Annotated in this window: 16 protein-coding genes and 1 pseudogene; 10 read left to right on the top strand and 7 right to left on the bottom strand. The window is 66.3% G+C overall.

All coding sequences use genetic code 11. From position 1 onward, the window contains the following. Nucleotides 1–8 precede the first annotated feature (8 nt). Both idsB and AWC27_RS20415 read right to left on the bottom strand, forming a co-directional pair. Entirely contained in the window at nucleotides 9–1043 is a 1035-nt protein-coding gene (idsB, locus tag AWC27_RS20420; protein WP_085672184.1) for a geranylgeranyl diphosphate synthase IdsB, read from the bottom strand. Nucleotides 1044–1133: 90 nt separating this feature from the next. Then, entirely contained in the window at nucleotides 1134–3899 is a 2766-nt protein-coding gene (locus AWC27_RS20415) for an AAA family ATPase (RefSeq protein WP_085672152.1), read from the bottom strand. A gap of 645 nt (nucleotides 3900–4544) precedes the next feature. On the opposite strand from AWC27_RS20415, the gene AWC27_RS20410 reads away from it, so the two are divergent. From AWC27_RS20410 to AWC27_RS20395, 4 genes are all read left to right on the top strand, one after another. After that, a complete protein-coding gene (locus AWC27_RS20410; protein WP_085672151.1) occupies nucleotides 4545–5909 on the top strand; it encodes a cytochrome P450 in 1365 nt (454 codons plus the stop codon). Between the two features lie 63 nt (nucleotides 5910–5972). Further along, nucleotides 5973–7460: an aldehyde dehydrogenase family protein gene (locus AWC27_RS20405; protein WP_085672150.1), complete on the top strand. Its 1488-nt coding sequence runs from the start codon at nucleotides 5973–5975 to the stop codon at nucleotides 7458–7460. A gap of 38 nt (nucleotides 7461–7498) precedes the next feature. Continuing rightward, nucleotides 7499–8314, top strand: coding sequence for a mycofactocin-coupled SDR family oxidoreductase (locus tag AWC27_RS20400; RefSeq protein WP_085672149.1), 816 nt, complete (start codon nucleotides 7499–7501; stop codon nucleotides 8312–8314). A 28-nt stretch (nucleotides 8315–8342) separates the two neighbouring features. Continuing rightward, nucleotides 8343–9605 carry an amidohydrolase family protein gene (locus AWC27_RS20395; protein WP_085672148.1) on the top strand — a complete coding sequence of 421 codons (1263 nt, stop codon included), beginning with the start codon at nucleotides 8343–8345 and terminating at the stop codon, nucleotides 9603–9605. Nucleotides 9606–9641: 36 nt separating this feature from the next. On the opposite strand, the gene AWC27_RS20390 is transcribed toward AWC27_RS20395, so the two are convergent. Beyond that, entirely contained in the window at nucleotides 9642–10463 is an 822-nt protein-coding gene (locus tag AWC27_RS20390; protein ID WP_085672147.1) for a mycofactocin-coupled SDR family oxidoreductase, read from the bottom strand. 26 nt (nucleotides 10464–10489) lie between these two features. Between AWC27_RS20390 and AWC27_RS20385 the strand changes: the two genes are divergently transcribed. Then, nucleotides 10490–11878: a cytochrome P450 gene (locus AWC27_RS20385; protein ID WP_245847337.1), complete on the top strand. Its 1389-nt coding sequence runs from the start codon at nucleotides 10490–10492 to the stop codon at nucleotides 11876–11878. Between the two features lie 14 nt (nucleotides 11879–11892). Continuing rightward, nucleotides 11893–12696 (top strand): SDR family NAD(P)-dependent oxidoreductase, encoded by an 804-nt coding sequence (locus tag AWC27_RS20380; RefSeq protein WP_085672145.1) that lies wholly within the window; start codon nucleotides 11893–11895, stop codon nucleotides 12694–12696. Here AWC27_RS20380 and AWC27_RS20375 read toward each other — a convergent pair. Both AWC27_RS20375 and AWC27_RS20370 read right to left on the bottom strand, forming a co-directional pair. Next, nucleotides 12693–13562: a TIGR03619 family F420-dependent LLM class oxidoreductase gene (locus AWC27_RS20375; protein WP_085672144.1), complete on the bottom strand. Its 870-nt coding sequence runs from the start codon at nucleotides 13560–13562 to the stop codon at nucleotides 12693–12695. The two genes, AWC27_RS20380 and AWC27_RS20375, sit on opposite strands and share 4 nt — an antisense overlap. A 1-nt stretch (nucleotide 13563) precedes the next feature. Further along, nucleotides 13564–14328, bottom strand: coding sequence for an STAS domain-containing protein (locus tag AWC27_RS20370; RefSeq protein ID WP_085672143.1), 765 nt, complete (start codon nucleotides 14326–14328; stop codon nucleotides 13564–13566). Between the two features lie 30 nt (nucleotides 14329–14358). Here AWC27_RS20370 and AWC27_RS33440 point away from each other — a divergent pair. Next, nucleotides 14359–14451, top strand: a pseudogene (locus AWC27_RS33440) (DUF8092 domain-containing protein); the annotation flags it as partial. Between the two features lie 293 nt (nucleotides 14452–14744). On the opposite strand, the gene AWC27_RS20365 reads toward AWC27_RS33440, so the two are convergent. Beyond that, nucleotides 14745–15722: a DUF4873 domain-containing protein gene (locus tag AWC27_RS20365; RefSeq protein ID WP_245847357.1), complete on the bottom strand. Its 978-nt coding sequence runs from the start codon at nucleotides 15720–15722 to the stop codon at nucleotides 14745–14747. Between the two features lie 203 nt (nucleotides 15723–15925). Beyond that, nucleotides 15926–16831 carry an AurF N-oxygenase family protein gene (locus tag AWC27_RS20360; RefSeq protein WP_085672142.1) on the bottom strand — a complete coding sequence of 302 codons (906 nt, stop codon included), beginning with the start codon at nucleotides 16829–16831 and terminating at the stop codon, nucleotides 15926–15928. Between the two features lie 127 nt (nucleotides 16832–16958). On the opposite strand from AWC27_RS20360, the gene cobF reads away from it, so the two are divergent. From cobF to AWC27_RS20345, 3 genes are all read left to right on the top strand, one after another. Continuing rightward, entirely contained in the window at nucleotides 16959–17732 is a 774-nt protein-coding gene (cobF, locus tag AWC27_RS20355) for a precorrin-6A synthase (deacetylating) (protein ID WP_085672141.1), read from the top strand. Nucleotides 17733–17860: 128 nt separating this feature from the next. Continuing rightward, nucleotides 17861–19567 (top strand): PE family protein, encoded by a 1707-nt coding sequence (locus tag AWC27_RS20350; protein ID WP_085672140.1) that lies wholly within the window; start codon nucleotides 17861–17863, stop codon nucleotides 19565–19567. A gap of 103 nt (nucleotides 19568–19670) precedes the next feature. After that, nucleotides 19671–21368, top strand: a complete 1698-nt coding sequence (locus AWC27_RS20345) for a PE family protein (protein ID WP_085672139.1) — start codon at nucleotides 19671–19673, stop codon at nucleotides 21366–21368. The last annotated feature ends 32 nt before the right edge of the window (nucleotides 21369–21400 follow it).

Genomic DNA, 21400 nt, shown 5'->3' with positions numbered 1-21400 from the left:
ATTTCCCCCTACTTGTCGCGACCGGTTACCAGCTGCGCCAACGCAACAAGCTCACCCGATCTCATCGACTCGGGCAGCGCCGTCAGTGCGGCATGCATGCGCTCGTCGGCGTAGCGGTGCGCGGCCTGCTTGCCTCCGGCCGCCTCCACCAGCTCGGCCGCATGAAGAACCTCACTTGCGCTCATCGCGTGGTCGGACTGATACAGCTTCGCCAGTTCGGCTGCAGATTCGCCGTCGGCGTTGAGCGCCACGACTATCGGTAGTGTCGCCTTACGCCGGGCCAAATCGTTGCCGGCCGGTTTTCCCGTCGCAGCAGGATCACCCCAGATCCCGATCAAATCATCGACGATCTGAAACGCGAGGCCGAGCTCGTAACCGAACCGCTCCATCGCGGCTACCGTTGCTGCGTCCGCGCCGGCGCTCAGCGCGCCCAACGCGCACGCGCATCCCATCAGCACGGCGGTCTTCCCGGCGGCCATGCGTAGGTAATCCGGAACCGTTATGTTCGTGCTCCGCTCGAACGAGCAGTCTTCCTGTTGGCCCACGCACAGGTCGAGACAGGTCTGCTCGAGTCGCGCGATCGCGTCGACGGCCACAGTGTCTCTGAGCGATTCGGTCAAGATCCGCATTGCCAAGGCATGCAGCGCATCCCCGAGCAGGATCGCGTTGTTGACTCCCCACACTCGCCACACGGTTGCTCTGCCTCTGCGAGTGGAATCACCGTCCATGACGTCGTCGTGAAGCAACGTGAAGTTGTGAATCAGCTCGACCGCTGCCGCTGCGGGCATCGCGTCGCCGCCATTTCCGCACGCACGTGCCACGCCGAACACCAGGGCCGCCCGAATCGACTTTCCCGGCGCACCTGGCGCATCACACCTATTGGCATCCCACCAACCGAAGTGATACCCGCCCATTGTGGCCAGCGGTTCAGGCAGCGATCCAATTGCCTTCCGCAGCAGCGGATCACATTCGATCTGAGCGCGTTTCAGAACAGCTGATCCAGCCTGAGACACCTCGGTTACCTGCGTTGTATCAACTGACATCCACATGCGCCATCCGATAGCCCTTGCCCTGGTCCCGCTTCGTCGCGGTGACATGCCAAGAGATGGTCGCGCTTGGTGGACTGGCCGGGATCAGTCAGATGACTCAATCGCGCCCGGTGCAGCATCGAAGGCCTTCAGGGCGTCATGCAATCCGGCGCGTCTGGTGACACCCAGCTTCGGGAACAGCCGATAAAGGTGCGCACCGACGGTGCGCGAGGACAGACTGAGCTGCCTGGCGATCTCTTTGTTGGTCAGGCCTTTGGCGGCCAATTCGGCGATGCGCCGTTCCTGTGCGCTCAGTGGGGCCGGGCCCCCCGCGGCTGAGTGATGCAGGGTGGCGCCTGCCGCGCGAAGTTCATTCCGGGCCCGCTGGGCCCACGGTTGCGCGCCCAGACCGGCGAAGATCTCCGCGGCGGCACCCAGCGCGACGCGAGCGCCGGTGACCTGGCGCGACCGGCGCAGGCGCATGCCGTAGGCCAGGCGAACGCGGGCGTGTTCGAACGGGAATGAGTGGATCCCGGGGTGCTGCAATACCTCCTCGAACAGCGCGGGAGCCAGCTCGTCCGAGGCGCACATGGCCGCCGCTGCACGCGTCGCGATAGCCAGCCGCGGCGAGGCGTCAGCAAACTGAAGGCGCTCGGCAGCCTGCGCGTGCCGGTGCGCCTCGTCCAGCCGGTCGGTGTGAATGGCGGCTTCGACCAAGTCGAAGAGGGTGCGGGGGGCGTGCAGCGAGTAAGGCGGGAATTCGCCCGGTGCAGTGATCGTCGCGGCCTGCAGGTAGGCCGATTCGTAGTTGCCTTCGCCAAGGCTGCATAGGACCCCGATCTGCTGGGCGTTGCCTATCAGGAAGCCCACCCTCCTCGGCTCGGCCCATACTCTTACCTCCGCGGCAAGCTCGGCGGCCCGCGCGACATCGCCCTGGCAAGCTGCCAGCAGCCCCATGTAGCTCTTGAACTGGCAGTCGAACAACTCGTATTTGTGCCGGCTGCACAACGCCATTCCGCGCTGGCCCGAGCGCTGCGCCTCGGCCCACTGACCGCTGGCCATCTGATGGACCATTACCAGCGCGAGCGTCGCGAGTGCGATAGTGGCTGCGCCACCGTACATTTCGCGTTCAACGACGCGGTCCAGTGCTGGACGGAAGTCATCGATCACGTCAACGTAGTAGCCCGCCAGGGCAAGCCGCATCAGATCCCACGGCTGCAGCTCCGGCAGTCGATTCAATTGCACGTTCAGTCGCGGTCGCACGCTTTGGCTGCGGCGGGCCGCGTCGGCCCAGGCGTCGCGGTAAATCAGGGTCAGTTCGCCCAGCCTGTCGACGAGTGAGTCCACGAGGCCATCGGTGATGCCCCACTGAACCGGGTCGCCACCGAACATATTTGCCGCTAGCAGCAAATTGACCATGCGAGAAAGGGTTTCGGCGTCGAGGTCGTCGGATGATCGCAACCGTTCGACAAGGCGCCGATGCGTTGCGGCCACATCGCCGTAGCGATACAGCGAGATGAATGACGAGGTCAGCACGGCGGCACCGGACGCGCGCGCACCCAGATCCACCTCAGCGAGGAGTTGCTCGGCTTCGTCGAGCTGCGCGGCTTGCAACGCGACGAAGGCCGCGTAGGCCAACAGGTCTTCTCGCCGCCGCAGTTCCTCGGACAATTCGGCTGCGCGCCTGAACAATCCGATCGCCTGCCGCGCGCCGCCACGCCGGATCGTCAGTTCAGCCGCCTTGGCCAGGGTATCGGCAACGGCCTGATCGGGACCGACGGTGGCGTCGGCGAGGTGCGCTGCGCGGCGAACGAGATCATCGGGATAGAGGTCGGCCAGCAGTGCGTGAGCGGCCCGGCGGTGTTCGGCGATCGAGGCTTGGATTACCGCGGCACGTACCAGCGGATGCCTGAACACCATTTCGCCGCGGTTGTCGACCATCAGGATGCCGTACTCGACAGCGGCCTCGACACCCCGCATTACGTAGCGGGTTCGCAGCGGGGCCGATGCCACGCCCGCGGTGGCGGCACCGTCGAGGGCCCCGCGCAGCAGCTCGGCCCGCGCGGCCTCGTCGAGGCTTTTGAGCCGGTGGCCGAAGATTGCGACCAGGCGTTGCGTAAGCGGCAACGGTGTGTCGGGGGTCCACGCGTTCTCCAATGCACACCGGGAAAGCTCTGCCAGCGCCAGCGGATTGCCGGCGGCCTGCTCCAGCACGGCAAGACGTGCCGTTGGCCCCAAGTCGATTCCGAGTTCGTCGAGAAAACTCGCGGAGTGCTCGGCACCGAACGGACCCAGCGTCAGCTGTGGCCATCCGCCGTCGGCCAGCGGGTTAGGTACCTCGTTGCGGCATGCGCCGATCAACCGAACCGCTGCCACATCCAGCCGGCGGCCGGCCATGCCGATCACCCGTGCGCTGACATCATCGAACCAATGCGCGTCATCGATAACCACCAGTAACGGCTCCGCGTCACCCACTGCCGTCAACAGGCTCAGCAAAGCGAACGTCAGCCCACTCACCGAGGGTGCCCTATCGCATGACGCGCCCAACACGGTTTGCAAGGTGCGCTGATCCTCGACCCCGAGGCCGCCGATGAAATCGCGCAGCGGATAGACGAGCTGGCTCAGGCCGGCCAGCACGAAGGATGCCTCGGCTTCGACGCCGCTACAGCGCAACAGCCGCCAGCCCCGTGCGGCCGCTCTGTCCGACAGCTCCTGGATCAGCATCGACTTACCGACCCCGGCGTCGCCACGGAGCAACAGGCCACCAGGAGAGCCGGTGTCATCGAGGAACGACTCCAGCGCGACTAGTTCATCCACCCGGTCGATCAGCTTCTCGCCGCCGAGCTGCGGTTCCCTCGAGAAAGTGGACACCGCTAGCTTGCTTCCGTGGCGGAGCTAAGCGGAGACTTGTGTACAGCAGCGCAATTAGCAACTGCCACAACGAAATCCGATTCCAACCGGTGGCTCGCATCGAACGGCGCCGCCCTCGGGGTGGCGGGCGCGCGTTCGCCGCGGATCGCACACAGATACATATCGCTCGTCCCGCTGCTCAGATCGGTGATTCCGGACCGTCCAACCGTGTCGATCCGGCCCTCGATCAAAGCAGCAGCTGCCCCTCTCCTCCCGATACTCGGTGTCAGCTCCCATCGCCTCCAGGCGGCGCCGCACACTCTTCACCAATGGCGCTAGGGCCGAACGCCCGTCAAATCACTTTTACAGCAGATTCACAGGCGATGACTAGCGCTCACGTAGAAAATACAACGATTTGCCATGTGATTAGCGGGCCGGGCGGGGGATGGGTCCCGTGGGTTCGCCGGGCCCGAACTGGCGGGCGATGTTGTTGAGTCAAATGACTCAATTGTGTCGGGTGCTGCGTCGAGACCCTTAAAACGGCGGTGTTGTCGTGTTAGCGTCGGCGCCCATGGCCTCACCGGTCGAGTGTCAGAAGAACTTTGGGAAGCGATCCCCGCGAATCCTGCTCGCCGAGAACCGAAATGACCCTGAAATGACCTTGAAATGACGGTCGCGACTCCATCAACGCTGAGCACACCGCCGCTGGCCCCCGGACGGCTGCCGGGCCTGGGGCATCTGGGCGCACTGGCCCGTGACCCACTCGGATTCATGGCACGGCTTCGCTCAGTGGCCGATGTCGTCACCATTTACCTGGGCCCACGTCCGGTCTATCTGGTCACCTCGCATGACCTGGTGCGCGACATGATGGTCAGTCAATCCGATTACTTCACCCGCGGAGCGGTTTTCGAGCGCGCCGGCAAGGCCCTCGGCCAAGGGCTGCTCGTCTCCGACGGCGAGCTCCACCGCCGTCAACGTCGGCTGCTTCAGCCCGCTTTCCAGCAACGGCAGATCGCCCGCTACACCGCGGTCATGGCGGAGGCCGCCGAGACCTTGTCGCGGACGTGGCGCCCCGGCCAGCCGATCGAAGTGACCCACGAAATACACACCATGGCCCTGGCGGTGGTGTGCCGGGGACTCTTCCAGACCGATCTCGGCCACTGTGCGGTCTCCCGAGTCGAGCGGGCGCTGACCGGAATCAACCAAGGGGTGATCTGGCAGACCCTCTACCCATTCGACTGGCTCACCCGGTTGCCCATTCCGGTAAATCGCCGGTTCCAGTCCGCGATCACCGACGTACGCGCGCTGGTCGGGGACCTCATAACCGCATATCGCACCACCGGCGAAGGTGGCGAGAGTGTGCTGGCCATGCTGCTCCAAGCCCGTGACGCAGACACGGGCCAACCCATGGATGACGACCAGGTGCGAGACGAAGTGCTCACGCTCCTACTCGCAGCAACCGAGACGTCTTCCACCACCCTGTCTTGGCTTTTCTACGAGCTGGACCGGCACCCCGAGATCGAGCGCGCGGTAGCCCACGAACTCGACGACAGGCTGGCCGGGGGGCCCATCACCTACGACAACCTGCGCAACCTCGAGCTTGTCAAACGGGTTGTCAACGAGACTCTGCGGCTGCACACGCCGAACTCGATGCTGTCCCGTCGAGCCGTGCGGGAGGTTCGACTCGGGCAGTTCCGGCTTCCGGCCGGGGCAGAGGTTGGGTTCAGCCCCACCGCAATTCACCGAGATCCAACGGTCTATGACGACGCCCTCGCCTTCAAACCGGACCGCTGGGCCCCGGAGAACTCGGCGCGCCTGCCGCGACATATGTTCATTCCCTTCGGAATTGGCAAGCACAAGTGCATCGGCGACTCGTTCGCCATCACCGAAATGCATGTCACGGCCGCCACCGTGTTGCGCGACTGGCGGCTGTCACTTGAGCCCGGCGCCCGCGTCCGGGAACGGCCCTGGGCAATCGTGCAACCGCACGGCCTGCGGATGACTCCATCGCCAAGACGTACGGCCCTGTAGCTCAACACGATTCGTGACAGCAGCCCAGCCGCCGCATCGCCTGCCGACCCGAAAGCGCACCCAATGTCGACCTGCACAACGATCCGGACCGCACCCGAGGTTTTCCTGAACATCGCCGGTGAACGACGCGACGCCGGCAGCGGCGGATTGTACGAACACGTGAATCCGGCAACCGGGCTGGTGGACGCCACCATTCCGCTGGCGGGACCCGCCGAGGTCGATCAAGCGGTGCGTGCGGCGGATAAGGCGTTCGACAGCTGGCGACGGACCAAGCCCGCCGAGCGCCGGGCGATCCTCACGCACTTCGCGGACCTCATCGAAGAGCATGCGGCGGAATTCGCCAGGCTGGGAGTGCTCGACAACGGAACCCCGATCACCACCGCCGCCGCATCTCCGGCGATCGCCGCGGAATGGACCAGGTACTACGCAGGCTGGGCGGACAAGATCGAGGGAAACACGACCGCGTCGTTCACTGCTGATGGTGAGCTCGGTCTGACCCTGCGGCAGCCCTATGGGGTGATCGGGGTCGTCGTCACCTGGAACAGCCCGCTGATCTCGTTGGCGATGAAGGTACCCGCGGCGCTCGCGGCGGGAAATACGGTGGTGGTCAAGCCATCTGAGTTGAGCCCGTTCTGCTGCGGCCTCTACGCCGAGCTGGCGCAGCGCGCGGGCATACCCGACGGCGTGCTCTCGGTTGTGCCCGGCGGCGCTGCCGCGGGTGCCACCCTGGTCGGCCATCGGTCGGTGGCGAAGGTGAGTTTCACCGGGGGGCCGGCAACCGCGCAACGGATCCTCACCGATTGTGCGGCGACCATGAAGCCCGCGGTGCTCGAACTCGGTGGCAAGTCGGCGAACATCGTCTTCGCAGACGCGGATCTGGACTCGGTGTGCCTGCACGGCACGTTCATGTCGATCGGTCTTTTGAGCGGCCAGGGTTGCGCGTTTCCCACCCGCATGATCGTCGCGGAATCGATTTATGACGAGGTGTGCCAGCGGGTGGTCAACATTGCCGGGAACCTGGCGGTGGGCGACCCGTTCGACCCGCAGGTGGCCTCCGGGCCGTTGATCACCGAGGCCGCACTGAGGCGGGTGCGCGGCACGGTCGAACGAGCCCAGGCGACGGGTGCGCGGCTGCTCACCGGCGGGCAACGGCTCGGAGGTGACCTGACCGACGGCTTCTTCTTCGCGCCAACCGCTTTCGCCGACGTCGACCCCGTGTCCGAGCTGGCGCAGCAGGAGGTCTTCGGGCCGGTGCTGGCGATCATGCCGTTCCGGGACGAGGACGAGGCGGTTTCGATCGCCAACAACACCCGCTACGGGCTGTCCGGCTACATCCAGACCCGTGACCTGAACCGCGCGCTGCGGGTGGCCGAGGAGCTGCAGACCGGCGAGGTGCTGATCAATGGCGGGTCCAACGTTGCGGTGTGGCGGCCATTCGGCGGGCTCGGCATGAGCGGGCAGGGCAAGGAGGGTGGCCGCGCCGGCATCGAGGAGTTCTTGCGACTCAAAGGTGTCGGCGTTGGAACGACTGCCGCGCTGCCGTTCGGCTGAACACAGTGCTACCGATACGTCAGTTCAAGGAGGACGGGATGAGCGGATTGCAAGGACGTGTCGCCTTCATTTCCGGTGTTGCGCGCGGACAGGGGCGAGCGCACGCGATCCGTCTCGCTCGAGACGGGGCCGACATCATCGGATTCGACATCTGCCAGGACATCGCGACGATGGACTACCCGAACGCCAGCGAGGAGGACCTCGCCACCACCATCAAGATGGTCGAGGCCCAGGGCCGCCGCATGGTCGGCCGCAAGGCTGACGTGCGTGACTACGGGCAGGTCGCCGAGGTATTTCAGGAGGGATTCGCCGACTTCGGCAGGGTGGACATCATCATCGCCAACGCGGGGATCGTCCGCTACGACCCAGAGGAGGATTTCGTCGCGGAGTGGAAGGACGTCATCGACGTCAACCTCACCGGTCCCTTCCAGACGGTCCGCGCGGCGTTGCCCTCGATGATCGAGGGCGGCCGGGGCGGCTCGATCGTGCTCACCAGTTCTACCGGCGGGCTGAAGGGCAGCGCGACCCACGACGCGGCCATGCAAGCTTACGTCGCGGCCAAGCGCGGGCTCGTCGGATACATGCAGACCATGGCCAATGATCTTGCCCCGCACTGGATTCGGGTCAACACGATTCACCCGACCGGTGTGCTCAGCGGCATGACCGACAACGAGGCGCTGCCGCGGGCGGCGGCCCGCAGTCCCGAAGGCATCGCCGCGATGCAGAACGCGCTGCCCATCGAGATCCTGCAGCCCGAAGACATCGCTAACGCGGTGGCCTTCCTGGTTTCCGACCAGGCGCGCTTCATCACCGGTGTGCAGTGGCCCCTCGACGCCGGCTTCTCAATCCGCTAGCCGCTGCGCCTTGGAGGAAGGAACGCCCATGCACAAAGATGACATGATCCTGATCAGCGTCGACGACCACACCATCGAGCCACCGGACATGTTCGAAAACCATTTGCCGGCAAGGTATTCGGCCGAGGCGCCCCGGCTGGTGCACAATCCGGATGGTTCGGATGTCTGGAAGTTCCGGGACAGGGTGATTCCGAATCCAGCGCTCAACGCGGTAGCCGGCCGGCCCAAGGATGAATTCGGGCTGGAGCCGCAGGGTCTGGATGAGATCCGGCCCGGCTGCTACCAGGTCGACGAACGGATCAAAGACATGAACGCCGGCGGCATCCTGGCTTCGATTTGTTTTCCCTCCTTCCCCGGCTTTGCCGGGCGGCTGTTCGCCACCGAAGATTCCGACTTCTCCCTGGCATTGGTTCAGGCCTACAACGACTGGCACATCGATGAGTGGTGCGGGGCTTACCCGGCGCGGTTCATCCCGATGGCGTTGCCGGTGCTGTGGGATGCCCAGGCATGTGCGGCGGAGGTGCGGCGGGTTTCGAAGAAGGGTGTGCACGCGCTGACTTTCACCGAGAACCCGGCGGCGATGGGTTACCCGAGCTTCCATGACGCTTACTGGGATCCGCTGTGGAAGGCGCTGTGCGACACCAACACCGTGATGAACCTGCACTTCGGTTCGTCCGGCAAGTTGGTGACGACGGCACCGGACGCGCCGATAGACGTATTGATGACCCTGGGCCCGATGAACGTCATTCAGGCGGCCGCGGATCTGTTGTGGTCCAAGCCGATCAAGCAGTATCCGGACCTGAAGATCGCGTTGTCCGAAGGGGGCACGGGATGGGTCCCGTACTTTCTGGAGCGAGCGGACCGCACCTACGAGATGCATTCCACCTGGACCCGTCAGGACTTCGGCGGCAAGGTTCCATCGGAGGTGTTCCGGGAGCACTTCCTGACTTGCTTCATCAGCGACCCGGTGGGTATCCGGCTGCGCAACATGATCGGTATCGACAACATCGCCTGGGAGGCTGACTACCCACACAGTGACTCGATGTGGCCGGGCGCCCCCGAGGAACTCTGGGATATGCTGTCGCTCAACGACGTTCCGGACGATGAGATCGACAAGATCACCCACCGGAACGCGATGCGCTGGTACTCATTCGACCCGTTCACGCGAATCCAGCGCGAGCAGGCGACGGTTGGCGCGTTACGTACGGCGGCCACGGGCCACGACGTGTCCGTTCGGGCGCTCAACCGGCACCAGGCGGGGCAGCGGGCCAGCATCCTGGTCGAACCCTGACCGCTCTGCGAGCCCGCGGTGGTTGTCACATCACTGTCACATCACGGTGAAGCCGGCGTCGACCGGCAAGCTGACACCGGTGACATATCGCGCTTTGTCGCTGGCCAGCCACACCACCGCATCGGTCACATCCTGGGCTTCGATGAGTGAAACGGGTAGCAGGTTGGTGGAGACCTTGGCTGCCGTCGGACTGCCCTGAAAGGACTCGGCAGCGTAGTCGTTGGTGACCATGGGCGTAGCCACCCCGGTGGGATGTACCGTGTTGACCCGGATGTTGTGCTGCGCATAGGCATTCGCGGCAGAGCGCATCAGCCCCACGACGCCGTGCTTAGAGGCCGCGTAGGCGAACATGGCCGCGGAGCCGTCGCCGCCGCGGCCCACCAGTCCCTGTGTCGAGCCGGTCAAGATGATCGAGCCGCCCCGGCCCTTGCGGATGATCGATGGCACGGTCGCGGCGATCGTGTTCCACACACCGAACAGGTTGACTTCGACGACGTCGCGGTACACCTGTTCGTCATGCGGGTCGGTCTTTCCGACGCCCACCACACCGGCATTGGCCACCACTACGTCGATGTCGCCGAGTTCGGCGGTACCCAACTGCACGCACTCCCGCAGGTCGGCCAGCTGGCGCACGTCGGCGAGATAGGTGGCGGCCCGTCGCCCGGTGTCGCGCACGAGTTGTGCTGTCTCCTCGAGTTCTTCCTTGGTCGCCAACGGATATGGAATTGATTCGATGTCGGCGGCGATATCGATGGCGATGATGTCGGCACCCTCGCCTGCCAGCGCGACCGCGTGACTTCGGCCCTGCCCGCGGGCAGCTCCGGTAATCAACGCGACTCGGTTCGTCAACTCTGCCATCGCCGTCCTCATCTCAATTGGCGCACTTGATCAAGGACTATGTCTCGCTTGGTGATTCGTTTGATCAGTCAAATGACTCAATTGTTGGATGTGCGGCATCACAAGCCTTAAAAACGCGCCGTCGCCCTGTTAGCGTCGCACCCATGAGCCCATCGGTTGCCCAACTCTCAGAAGAACTCGGGGAAGCCTTCCGCGTGTCGACGATGGATGATCCCTATTCGGTGCTCGCCCGGCACCGGCGCGAGACGCCGGTGATGAAGGGCGACATCATGGTTGAACTCGGAGTTCCGTCCTTCATCGGTGACCGCGCGGACGAGACGTACACGGTGTTTCGCTACGACGACATCATGGCCGTCCTGCGCGATTCGGAAACCTTCTCGAGCAGCATCTGGGAAGTCTCCCAGGGTGCTTTGATCGGGCGCTCGATCCTGGCGCTGGACGGCGCCGAGCACCGCCAGTGGCGCGGCTACCTGCAATCGGTTTTCGGCGGCAAGCTCCTGAATGCGTGGGACGAGAACACCTTTCGGCCACTGGCCGCAAAGCTCGTGGCGGAGATGGCTTCCAAGCGCGGTGCGGACCTCATCGAAGTGGCTCTGGAATACCCGTTGCGGGCGACGTATGAAATCTTGGGCCTGCAGGACCACGAAGACAGCTACGAAGAGTTCGAGATCGATGGACTGAGCATCCTGCTGGCGGGGTGGTCCACCCCAGATCCGGTGCAAGCAGAGCAAGTTCGGCGCAGGTTCGACCGAGCCGTCGAGGCCTCGGAGCGGCAATGGCATCGCCTGCTGCCGGTCGTGCAGCGCGCGCGGGCAGCCGGTGCGTCGCGAAACGACCTTGTCAGTTCCCTTATCCGAGCCGAGTATGACGGCGGCGTTCTCGACGACGAGCAGATCACGTCGTTCATGCGGGCGCTGCTGCTGGCGGCGACGGATAACACGACCCGCCAGTTCTTGAACACGTTGACGCTGCTGCTGCAACGGCCAGACGAGCTGGAACGTATCCGCCGGGATCGCAGCCGCCTGCAGCTGGCGCTCGTCGAGGGCGAGCGCCTCGAATCGCCTGCGGTCTTCTTGCCGCGCATCACCACCCGCGAGGTTGTTATTCGAGGCACGAAGCTCGCTGCCGGAACGCCGCTGCTGGTGGCCATCGGGTCGGCCAACAGGGACCCCGAGGCTTATCCGCCCGATCCCGACGAGTTCCGCATCGGGCGCACGGGACCACACCACGTCAGCTTCGGTTTCGGTCCGCATATCTGCACGGGCATCAACACCACTCGGCGCCAGATCACGGCACTGATCGAGGCGATGTTGGACAACCTGCCCAATTTGCGCTGCGATCCCGATGCGCCGCCGCCGTTGATCACCGGCATGCACTTCCGCAGGCCGTCGGCGCTTCCGGTGGTATGGGACTAGTCAGCCGAGCGGCTATGGCAGCAGAACTCGAAGGCAAGGTTGCGATTGTCACCGGTGCATGCGGTGGTATCGGATTAGAGACGTCGCGGGTGTTGGCGCACGCGGGTGCCCATGTTGTGTTGGCCGACCTGGCCGAGACCGACCTCGCCGGCGCAGCCGCCGCCGTCGGCGAGGGAGCCGTCCACCACGCGGTCGATCTCACCGACGAAGCATCAGTGCGCGCCCTGATCGATTTCACCGTCGACACATTGGGCCGGCTCGATGTCGTGGACAACAACGCCGCGCATGCCGACGTCGCCGACGCGCTGGTCACCGAGATGACAGCCGATATGTGGGACCAGACCTTCGCGGTCAATGCCCGCGGCACCATGCTCATGTGCAAGCATGCGATTCCCCGGCTCATCAGCTCGGGCGGGGGCGCTATCGTCAACATCTCTTCGGCAACCGCCCATGCCGCCTACGACATGTCGACGGCATACGCCTGCACCAAGGCCGCTATCGAAACCCTGACCCGTTATGTGGCAACGCAATACGGGTGCCACGGTATCCGCTGCAACGCGATCGCGCCCGGTTTGGTGCGCACCCCGAAACTCCAGGTGGGGCTGCCGCAGCCGATCGTCGAGATTTTCACCGCCCACCACCTTGGCGGGCGCATCGGCGAACCGCGTGACATCGCCGAACTGGTCTGTTTCCTGGCCTCGGACCGGGCGGCGCTCATTACCGGGCAGGTGATCGCCGCCGACAGCGGCCTGCTTGCGCACTTGCCGGCCATGCCCCAAATCCGAGCGCTCCTCAGCGAGAATTCCTGCAGTGCTTAGACTTTGGACATCACTTTGTCGGCGTACTTCTCCAGGTTGCGGATCTTGCGCTCCAGCGGCTCAGTGTCGGGTCCGTTGATGTAGGGCCAGCGAAAGCCGACGATGACGTCGGTGACGCCCTTGTCCTCCAGGCGCTTGATACCGTCGACGGTGTAGCTGTCCATCGAGATCACGTGAATCTCGAACGGGCCCGTTTTACCCTCTTCGGCGCGAAACTGTTTGACGCGCTTGATGAGTCGATCGAGTTCCTCGGGGTCGCTGCCGCCGCCGTGCATCCAGCCGTCCAGCCGGGCCGCGCGCCGCAGCGCCGCATCGGCGTGACCGCCGACCAGAATCGGGATCGGCTGGCTGGGAGCCGGGGACATCTTCGTCTTGGGAATGTCGTAGAACTCGCCGTGGAACTCGAAGTACTCGCCGGTGGTGAGTCCCTGCACGATCTCGATGCATTCGTCCATCCGCTTGCCGCGCTTGGCGAATGGGACACCCATCAGCTCGTAGTCCTCGGGCCACGGGCTAGTGCCCACCCCGAGGCCCACCCGGTTGCCGATCAACGCGGCCAGCGAACCCACCTGCTTGGCCACCAGCGCCGGTGGGCGCACGGGCAGCTTGAGCACAAAGAAGTTGAACCGCAGCGTCGTGGTCACCGCCCCCAACGCCGCTGTCAAGACGAAGGTTTCGACGATTTCCTTGCCGTCGAGAAACTCGCGGTTGCCGTCGGGGGTGTACGGATACTTCGAATCCGACTCGTAGGGGTAGGCGAGGCTGTCGGCGATCGTCATGCTGTGGTAGCCGGCCGCCTCGGCCGCTTTGGCCAGGGGAATATAGAAGGCCGGGTCGGTCAGTGATTCCGCGTAACTGAACCGCACGTCAAAGCTGGTTTTCCGGGCCGATGACCGCCCAGACCGTTTTGCCCGACGAGGTGGGCGTGCTACCCCACGCTCGCGACAGCGCGTCGACGATCGCCAAGCCGGACACGTCAATGCCCTTCGGGGGTGAGGACAGCCGCACCGCCGGCGCCCCGCTGCCGTCGGACACCGCGATCGTGGCGGTCGGACCGTCGCACTCGACGCGCACCACCGGGTCGCTGCCGGTGTGTTCCAGGACATTTTCGATGAACACGTTGACCACGACCAACGCCACCGGAATCAGCCTCGGCTTCGACCAGGCGGTAAGCCACTCGCGTACCAGCCGGCGGGACTCGCGAAGGCTGGTCAGGTTGGCCGGCAGTTGGGCTTGGGCATGGCGGAAGTTGCGGCGCGCGATCTTCGCGAGGCCTTTACTGGCCCCTTTCACGGTCGGATACACCGGCATGAAGCGGGTGACCCCGCTGCGGGTGATCGCCTCGCGGGCCGCGCGGTTGCCGCAGACCAGGACGATCGGCACGTCGGGCCGGGTGTCGACCTGCCAGCGCGCACTGATGAAGACCGTCCAGCCGGCGTCGTCGGCAACCTGAAGCCCTGTCACGTCGATGACGACGGCCGACGGCTCGTCGAGGGTGGCCTTCATGACCGTGTCGCGGAGTTCGGCGGAATTGTTGGCGTCGAGCACTCCGTCGGCTGTCAGGAAGACGGTCGACTCCTCAGTTCTGGCCGCAATGGCTAACGAGTTCGAGGACTTGGCTACCGCGTTCACTGAAGCCACCCTCGCACGAACCGGCCTGCCAGCGCTATCGGGTCGTCCGGTTCCATCGCCTGCTCCTCGAACTCCTGCCCCGCCAATTGCTTGAGGATGCCGCCTCTCGTGCTGCACGTTTGACGGCGGAAATTCTATCTTCGGACAACGGCCCCGATTTGTGCACCTTGTTGCGCTGCAACCTGGGCGCGGGTCGAGTAGCCGACTCGACCGCGCCAGTCCGGAGCACCGACCGCCACTACGCCGAACATACCGTTCTCGTTTGCCCTGTAGTCTGCTGCAGCACACGCCACCCAGCAGGATTACCCACTAACAGCGTGCGGCCAACCTGTTGCCTGGGAGATCCTCAGCCTATCGGGATTCTGACCGCCGAAAGCGGTGAATTCGCACATCAGACGACGGATGTGCGGGTGGCGTCAGCGGCCACTGCGGGCATAGGGCGGTGTGCCCACGCCGGCGACCGAGTGTGTGCCCCACGGTGTTTCTTCGATGATTCGTGCAGGCGCGCTGTGTTCGCCGACGGTGAGCGTGGCCGCCCGCCCGTGCTTGAGCGACTCCAGCGGCAGCCGCACGAACACGGTCCCCTGCCAGTGGTAATTGCCGTCGATCGGGTCAAGGTGACCGGTGAGCCGGACGCGCACGGCGTGGCGGACGCCACCCAGGTCCAGGGTCGCGGTGCCGTCATAGCCGCAATGACCCTCCGCTGAATCGGGGGCGTCCGAGGACATGTCGAAAGCGGCCGCCACCGGCGGCGCGGCGGCGGGTGTCAGCTGGGCGCGCTCGTTGAACAGCTGCTGGCTGCTGCGGCGCACCTCGATGCGGGTGCTGGCGGTGTGGTTCATGAGTTGCAGGCACTCGGCGATATAGCTCGCCTGGGTACCGAAATCGGGCCCGGTCAGGAAGAAGTAGTTGGGGAAGCCGTGCACGGCCACGCCGAAAAACGGCTCCATGCCGTCGTCCCAGGCCTGGCGGATGGTCACCCCGCGCGAGCCGACCAGATTCCAGTCGGAGTCGCCGACGGCGTAGCCGGTGCCGTAGATGATGACGTCGGCGCGGTGCTCGACGCCGTCGCTGGTGCGGATACCCGACGACGTCACGGCCTGGATCGCCGAATTCACCCGTCGCACCGCCGGCTGCGCCCGCTCGCGCCGGGTATGGCGGCGCAGCCAGCGCCTGGCGCGGGTGGACGGCAGCGGTATCTCGGTGATGAAGCGGCGCGGCGCGTGGGCGAAAGCTGTTACCGATCTCGCCGATTCGGTCAGCCCGCCGAGGTAGTGGGCGGCGGCCGCGTCGGTGCCGATCACCGCGATGTGCTTGCCGGCTGGATCGAAATCGGCGTCCCAGGCCGCCGCGGCAAACGACTGACCCCCGAAGACGCCGGGGAGTTCGGGTATCCACGGCGTATAGCCGGCCGGATCGGTGGCGAGGACGACGCCCGCGCGCACGGTTTGGTCGGCCGTGCTCAGCACCCAGGTGTCGGTCGAGTCGTCGAAGACCGAACCGAGGACTTCATCGCTGGGCAGAACCAGGGCTGCTGCGGGCAGACCGGCGGCTGGGTGGCCGACAACAACGACGTGGTAGTGCGCCGGCGCCTGGGTCACAGAAACCTGCTGCGCTTCCAGCCGCGGCGGGCGATCGGGCCCATCAGGCCCACCTCGGTCAAAAACGCTGCCAGCGGAGCGAAGCCGGCAATCTGCGTTTCCCGGCGATGCTCGCTGGTGCGCGCGGTCCGTCGCGCCCGCTTTGCGTCCAGGCCCGTGCGTGCATACGGAATCGGGTTGCTGAACAGGTAATTGAAGAAGTACCCACCCAGCCCGTTGATGTTGGCCATGAACCAGCGGTTGAACCGCGGCATTTCGGCCGCCCGTTTGCGCGCGCCGTCACGGGCGAACTGGATATGGCGGGCCTCTTCGGTGACGTGAATTCGCATGAGCCGCTGGATGATTGGCTGCAATTCCGGATCATCCATCATCTGCCGCTGCAGCGAGTCGAAGATCTCCTCGCCGATCAGGGCCGCCACCCACAGCATCGAGCCCCGCTGGAAGGCCAGCGGCAGCGCATTGATGACCCACCGGTGGAATCGCCGCGGGCGCACCGGTTTGGCGCCGATACGTTCGATGGCCTTGCCGAACATCACCATATGCCGGGTCTCGTCACCCAGTTCGGTCAGCTTGTAGTGCGTCGACCGGCTGGTCGGGTCCTCGTGCAGGATGGTGCGCAACAAGGACTGATTGAGCATGTTCTCGAACCAGATTCCGGCCGAGAGCGTGTTCACCAGTTCCTGGCGGGACAGCTCGATTTGTTGCTCGCGGGTCATCTCGTCCCACATCGGCGTGCCGTACAACGACACCAGGCGGGGCGGCAGATAGAACTTGTCCGGTTCGAGCGGGGCATCCCAGTCGATATCGACGACGGGTTCGTAGGACTTCTTGACCGAGCCTTTGAGCAGGCGCTCTGAGAACTCTTCACGACTCGGCCCACTTGGTTTCACCGCAGTGGTCATCGTTGACGTCCCTTCGCGATCGGGTAAATCCGACGTTAGGCAGATCACACTACTTAGTCAATACCTCTGGTACCGGGTACCGGCGGTCTCGGATAGGTAACGGACGGTCTCCACTAGTTTGACCGGCATGGGCCGGCATATCCACGTCATCGGCATCGGCGCCGGGGACCCCGACTATGTGACCGTCCAAGCGATCGACGCGCTCAACGACACCCAGGTGTTCTTCGCGATCGATAAAGGTGAGGCCAAGAGCGACCTGGTGGCGTTGCGCCGGAAGATCTGCGCGCGGTTCATCCGCGAGCCCGGCTATCGATTCGTCGAGCTGCCCGACCCCCAGCGGTCGGTCGAGGCCGGCTATCGGGAAGGGGTTTCGCAATGGCATGCCACCCGCGCGCGGATCTGGGCGGCGGCCATCTGCGACGAACTGCAGCCCGATGGCGTCGGCGCCTTTCTGGCCTGGGGCGATCCGTCGCTCTACGACAGCACACTGCGCATCCTGGAGGTCGTCGCCGCTGAAGTCGACATCAGCTACGACGTGATTCCGGGCATCACCGCGGTGCAGGCGCTGACCGCCCGGCACCGCATTGCGCTCAACGAAGTTGGCGAGCCCGTCCTGATTACGACGGGAAGACAGCTGCGCGCGCACGGGCTGTCCGGTTCGGCGGTGGTCATGCTCGACGGCGAGTGCTCGTTCCGGTCCTGCCCGCCGGACACCCAGATCTGGTGGGGCGCGTATCTGGGCACCGACGACGAATTGCTGGTAGCGGGCACGGTCGGGGAGGTGGGGGAGCGAATCGTGGCACTGCGCGCCGACGCCCGCGAGCGGCACGGCTGGCTCATGGACATCTATTTACTGCGTTCGGCGCAGGGCGAATCGCACAGCTATCGCGCCAATTTTTGATACGAGAGTACAAATTTCTCCGAAGCGGCGGACTAGCTCTCGTAACGCGATAACATCTGCTCCCGAATGAGTAATGTGTCGTGGATCACTGGCGGTGGCGGGGCCGTCGAGATGGTGGGAGGTCGTAGATGTCGTGGGTGATCGCAGGTCCCGAGTACCTATCGGCCGCGGCCAACGACCTCGCCGGTATCGGGTCCACGATCAGCTCGGCGAACGCGATGGCGGCTTTCCCGACCACGGCTCTGGTTTCCGCCGGCGCTGACGAGGTGTCCACGGCGCTGGCCATGTTGTTCGGCGCGCACGCGCAGGCTTACCAGACGCTCAGCGCCCAAGCGGCTGCCTTCCACGACCAGATCGTCTCGCTGCTCAGCGGCGGCGCGGAGCAATACGCCACCGCCGAGGCGCTCAACGCATCGCCGCTGCAGGCGGTCGTCGCCGCGGCGTCCACCGACCCCTTCGTGGCGCTGACCGGGCGCCCGCTGATCGGCAACGGCGCGAACGGGGTCAACGGGACGGGCGGGGCCGGCGGCCCTGGCGGGTGGTTGTACGGCAACGGCGGCAACGGCGGATCCGGGGGAGTCGGTCAGAACGGCGGCGCCGGTGGATCGGCCGGCTTCTTCGGCAACGGCGGCAGCGGCGGTGCGGGCGGTGCGGGTGCAAACGGTGGGACCAATCAACCCGGCCAGGCGGGCGGCAATGGCGGTGCGGGCGGCGCCGGTGGTTTCCTCTATGGACTGGGTGGCAATGGTGGCGCGGGCGGTTTGGGTGGTAATGCCAGCGGCGCAGTCGGCGGTGGCGGCCTGAACGGCGGCAATGGCGGTGCCGGCGGCGTAGGAGGGGCCGGTGGCCTGCTGTTCGGCCAGGGCGGAATCGGCGGGCTGGGCGGCAACGGCGGCAACGGCACCGGCGGGACAGGTGGGCAGCTTGCCGGCAATGCCGGGGCGGCCGGCAATGGCGGCAATGGCGGTCACAGCGGCTGGCTGTACGGCGACGGCGGTGCAGGTGGCAACTCCGGCAATGGCGGCTCGTTCGTGGCCGATAACACGGTCGCGGCCGGCGTGAGCGGCGGCAGCTTCGGCGCCACCGCCGGCAATGGCGGCAACTCCGGTCTGTTCGGCAACGGCGGCGCCGGGGGTAATGGCGGATTGGGCGGGGCGGGCCAGTCGGTCACCATCGGCGCCACCGGTACTGCCGGTGAGGGCGGTGGCGGCGGGTTCGGCGGCAATGGCGGTGACGGCGGGTTTATCTACGGCAATGGCGGGCAAGGCGGCGTCGGCGGCCTGGGCGGCAACGGGGGCAACTCCGCATCCGGCTTCTTGAGCTTCAACGGCTTCGGCGGCTTCGGCGGCTTCGGTGGTAACGGCGGCCAGGGCGGCCTGATCGGCAACGGCGGCAACGCCGGCAACGGCGGCGGCGGCGGGAACTCCGGCACCGGCGGAGACAACAGCGGCGGAGCCGGCCCAGGGGCGCTGGGTGGCTTCGGCGGCAGCGCCCAGCTGTGGGGCAACGGCGGCAACGGCGGCGCCGGCGGCAACACCGGGGCAGTCGGTGCCGGAAGTGCCGCCGTCGTGAACCAGACGGCCGACGGCGGCAATGGCGGCGACGGCGGCTTCTTCTACGGCAACGGCGGCAACGGCGGATTCGCCGGAACCATCCCACCCGGCTTCTTCGCACCCACCGGTAACGGCATCGGCGGCAATGGCGGTAATGCCGGGCTGGTGGGCAACGGCGGCAACGGCGGCCCGGGTGCCGGAGCTGCCCAGGGCGGTACCGGTGGCGAGGGCGGCACCGGCGGCACGCTATTCGGCCAGCACGGGGCTAACGGACCCGCGTAGTTCGAACCAAGTTTGCGGAACGCACGCTCCGGTAGGGGGTAGCTGCGATAGCATCTCCTGGCACGTGCTGCAACGATGCGGCCGGTGGTCGGGAGGTTCTCGGATGTCGTTCGTGTTTGCATCGCCTGAGTGGGTGGCCTCGGCTGCAACGGATCTGGCGAGTATCGGCTCATCGATAACCCAGGCCAATTCGGCCGCCGCAGCGCCGACGGCGTCGGTCCTGGCCGCCGGCGCCGACGAGATATCTGCGGCGGTCGCGGCGTTGTTCGGCGCCCACGCCCAGAGCTATCAGGCGCTGAGCGCTCAAGCGGCGACATTCCATCAGCAGTTTGTGCAGTTGATGAACTCGGGCGCTTCGGCGTACGCGACCGCCGAGGCCGCCAGCGCCTCCCCGCTGCAGCAGCTGCTCGACCTGATCAATGCGCCGACGATGGCGCTGCTGAACCGTCCGCTGATCGGCAACGGCAGCGACGGCGTCGACGGGACCGGGGGCGCCGGCGGGGCCGGCGGCATCCTGTGGGGCAACGGCGGCCGCGGTGGGTCCGGGGCGATGGGCGGAAACGGCGGCGCGGGCGGGGCCGCGGGTTTGATCGGTAACGGTGGAGCCGGGGGCGCGGGCGGCGCCGGCGCAACGGGCTCACCGAGTTCTGGTGGGGTCGGCGGTGCGGCCGGCAATGGGGGTGCCGGCGGCGCCGGTGGTTGGTTGTACGGCGTTGGCGGAACCGGCGGGGTCGGTGGAATCGGCGGGGGCGCGATAAACCTCGGTACCGGTGCAGGTTTCAACGGTGGCGCCGGCGGCGCCGGAGGTGCCGGCGGTCACGGAGGGCTACTGTTCGGCACCGGTGGCACCGGTGGGACCGGCGGTCAGGGCGGGGCGGCGACGGGGGCCACGAACCCTCTTGAACTCACCGGTGGCACCGCCGGCCGCGGCGGCAGCGGCGGCAATGGCGGCAATGGTGGATGGCTCTACGGCGACGGAGGTGCCGGCGGCAACAGCGGCGCCGGCGGATCCTTCGTAGCCGACGCGACCGTCTTCCATGGCGCAAATGGCGCCGGCCTCGGCAGCTTCGACGTGTACGGCGGTAACGGCGGCGATGCCGGCCTGTTCGGCCGCGGCGGGGCCGGCGGAAACGGAGCGTTGGGCGGAGCCGGCCAGGCCAGCGTCGTCTCCGGCGGGGTGGGCGGTTTCGGAGGCTTCGGCGGCGGCGGTGGCAATGGCGGCCACGGCGGGTGGATTTGGGGCAACGGAGGCGCAGGAGGCGTCGGTGCCGCGGGCGGCGCCGGTGGCGACGTCACCGCCACGCCCGGCAGCTTCGCTGGCATGGGGGGCTTCGCGGGATCGGGTGGCTCTGGCGGTAAGGCCGGATTCATCGGCGACGGCGGTGCCGGCGGGGGCGGCGGGCACGGCGGCAATGGTGGCACCGATGGCGTGCACGCCAACCAGGCTGGTTTGGGGGGCTTCGGTGGCTACGGGGGCGACGCGTTCTTCCTCGGTAACGGCGGCGTCGGGGGCAACGGCGGTGATAACGGGACCGGCTTCGTGGTTCAGATCTCCAACGGCGGTGGCGGCGGTGACGGCGGGCTGCTGTACGGCAATGGCGCCCGGGGTGGCAACGCAGGTACTGCGGCGTCGGCCCCGAGCTTCGAGGGTGGTGTCGGCGGTGCCGGGGGCAACGCCCAGTTGATCGGCAATGGCGGCAACGGCGGGGCCGGGTCCGGCGCGCCCTTCGCCGGTGTGGGCGGCGCGGGCGGTCGCCGTGGAGTGCTGTTCGGCACGCCGGGGGCGGCGGGGCCCGCGTAACAAGCGGGTGGATGGACACCCGTCGGCCGTGA

The organism is Mycobacterium szulgai (assembly GCF_002116635.1).
GTDB classification, from domain to species: Bacteria; Actinomycetota; Actinomycetes; order Mycobacteriales; family Mycobacteriaceae; genus Mycobacterium; species Mycobacterium szulgai.
The sequence above is the reverse complement of the archived record's forward strand: the minus strand, read 5'-3'. Positions and strand labels throughout refer to the sequence as shown.

Bases quoted from the DNA above. Each gene is read 5' to 3' on its own strand.
- cobF (WP_085672141.1), top strand. From the start codon at position 16,959: ATGGGCCGGCATATCCACGTCATCGGCATCGGCGCCGGGGACCCCGAC.
- idsB (WP_085672184.1), bottom strand. From the start codon at position 1,043: ATGTCAGTTGATACAACGCAGGTAACCGAGGTGTCTCAGGCTGGATCA.
- AWC27_RS20395 (WP_085672148.1), top strand. From the start codon at position 8,343: ATGCACAAAGATGACATGATCCTGATCAGCGTCGACGACCACACCATC.
- AWC27_RS20350 (WP_085672140.1), top strand. From the start codon at position 17,861: ATGTCGTGGGTGATCGCAGGTCCCGAGTACCTATCGGCCGCGGCCAAC.
- AWC27_RS20390 (WP_085672147.1), bottom strand. From the start codon at position 10,463: ATGGCAGAGTTGACGAACCGAGTCGCGTTGATTACCGGAGCTGCCCGC.
- AWC27_RS20380 (WP_085672145.1), top strand. From the start codon at position 11,893: ATGGCAGCAGAACTCGAAGGCAAGGTTGCGATTGTCACCGGTGCATGC.
- AWC27_RS20345 (WP_085672139.1), top strand. From the start codon at position 19,671: ATGTCGTTCGTGTTTGCATCGCCTGAGTGGGTGGCCTCGGCTGCAACG.
- AWC27_RS20405 (WP_085672150.1), top strand. From the start codon at position 5,973: ATGTCGACCTGCACAACGATCCGGACCGCACCCGAGGTTTTCCTGAAC.
- AWC27_RS20400 (WP_085672149.1), top strand. From the start codon at position 7,499: ATGAGCGGATTGCAAGGACGTGTCGCCTTCATTTCCGGTGTTGCGCGC.
- AWC27_RS20360 (WP_085672142.1), bottom strand. From the start codon at position 16,831: ATGACCACTGCGGTGAAACCAAGTGGGCCGAGTCGTGAAGAGTTCTCA.
- AWC27_RS20410 (WP_085672151.1), top strand. From the start codon at position 4,545: ATGACGGTCGCGACTCCATCAACGCTGAGCACACCGCCGCTGGCCCCC.